This window comes from Asaia bogorensis, from assembly GCF_900465345.1.
GTDB lineage: Bacteria > Pseudomonadota > Alphaproteobacteria > Acetobacterales > Acetobacteraceae > Asaia > Asaia bogorensis_A.
Map to the genome: position 1 here is coordinate 1 of NZ_UEGO01000018.1, position 1,566 is coordinate 1,566.

1 protein-coding gene and 1 pseudogene are annotated in these 1,566 nt (G+C 61.2%); both read left to right on the plus strand.

All coding sequences use genetic code 11. The annotated features are described in order from the left end of the window. Positions 1–1,095: pseudogene (locus tag ED655_RS08835) on the plus strand (hypothetical protein); the annotation flags it as partial. Positions 1,096–1,175: 80 nt separating this feature from the next. Further along, positions 1,176–1,454 (plus strand): hypothetical protein, encoded by a 279-nt coding sequence (locus ED655_RS08840; protein WP_162993455.1) that lies wholly within the window; start codon positions 1,176–1,178, stop codon positions 1,452–1,454. The last annotated feature ends 112 nt before the right edge of the window (positions 1,455–1,566 follow it).

Sequence of the window (1,566 nt, forward strand, 5' to 3'; positions counted from 1 at the left end):
CCCCATCACCACCGATGGGGAAGCCAGATGGCAACCGAGCCAACAAACGCACTCGCCACAATCGAGATGATCGACCCGATTGCAGTCTTTCAGACACAGGGCGGCGTCGAGGATATCCTGAGCAAGCTGGAGCGCGACGTGCGCTCTATTCAGACAGACGCCACGACTGAGAAGGGCCGCAAGGAGATCAAGTCTCTGGCCTACAAGGTCGCCCGATCAAAGACGGCGCTGGACGATATGGGCAAGGCCGTCGCCGAAGATGCCCGCAAGACGGTCGATAGCGTCAATGCCTCTCGACGCGAGATCAACGCCCGCCTTGACGCCCTGCGTGATGAAGTCCGCAAGCCTGTCGATGATTACGAGGCGCGCGAGCAGGTGCGGATTGACGGTATAAAGAACTATCTCTCGGATATCGAAAGCCTTGCTCTCAATCTTCCGGGCATTTCTCTCGATGTGCTGCGCGACAACCTGTCTGCTCTGTCGCGCCATAAGGATCACGACTTCCAAGAATTCAGCGCACGAGCCGCGCAAGCTATCGAACGCACCGAGACGGCAATCAAGGCGGCGATCATCGTTGCTGAGCAGGCCGAGAAAGACCGCATCGAGGCCGAGCGTAAAGCGGCAGAAGAAGCTGAAGCTGCACGGATCGCTGCCGAGAAGGCACGGGAGCAGCGTGAAGCTGAGATCGCCCGTCAGGCTGCTGAGAATGCGCGCCTTGAAGCCGAGCGCCGAGCCAAGGTTGAGCAAGACCGGATCGAAAACGAACGTCGCACTGCCATTGCCGAAGCCGAACGCGCAGAACAGTGCCGCAAGGATGAAGCCGCACAGGCCGAACGTCGCCGTGTGGCGGCTGCTGAACAGGCAGAACGCGACCGGATCGCCGCGATTGAGGCCGAACGCAAGCGCGTAGCCGACGAGAAAGCCGCACATGAAGCCGAAGAAAAGCGCCGTGCTGCGGATAAGGCGCATCGGGCCACAATCAATCGCGAAGTGCTGGCGGATCTGACTGCGGCTGGGCTGTCCGACGAACACGCCAAGCAGGCGATCACCGCAATCGTGGGGCGCAAGGTCCGTCACGTCACCCTGTCTTACTGACCCCGCTTGACGCGACCCCGGTACGCCGGGGCCGAACAAGCCGGGTTTCCGGCCAGTGTTTCCAGTGATGGAGAGAGAAGATGGCATATCCAGACGGAATGCAGTTTCAGAGCGGCGATACACGCAGCCCGTATTATCGCGCCAGTGCGATGAGCAACTATCAGGCGGCGGTCAGCCAAGACGCGGAGATCGCCGAGGAAATCCGGGAACTGATCACGCGCACAGAGCAGCAGGTGAACGCCAAGCTGTCCCGCGTGAATGACCGGGGCGCGTTCGATACGGACGAGCTTGATTGCCTGTTCTGCCGCCTTGGCGAGGCGCTGCCGAACCGTGCTGTTCTTGAGCAGAGGGCCGGGTGATGAAGCACGAACGCGTCACCGTCTGGCAGGACGACATCGTTCTGCCGCTCGACCTGCTCAAAGGCGCTCGCGACGTTCTGGCACGTGCTGCGGATCGCCTCGAAGCGCTCGC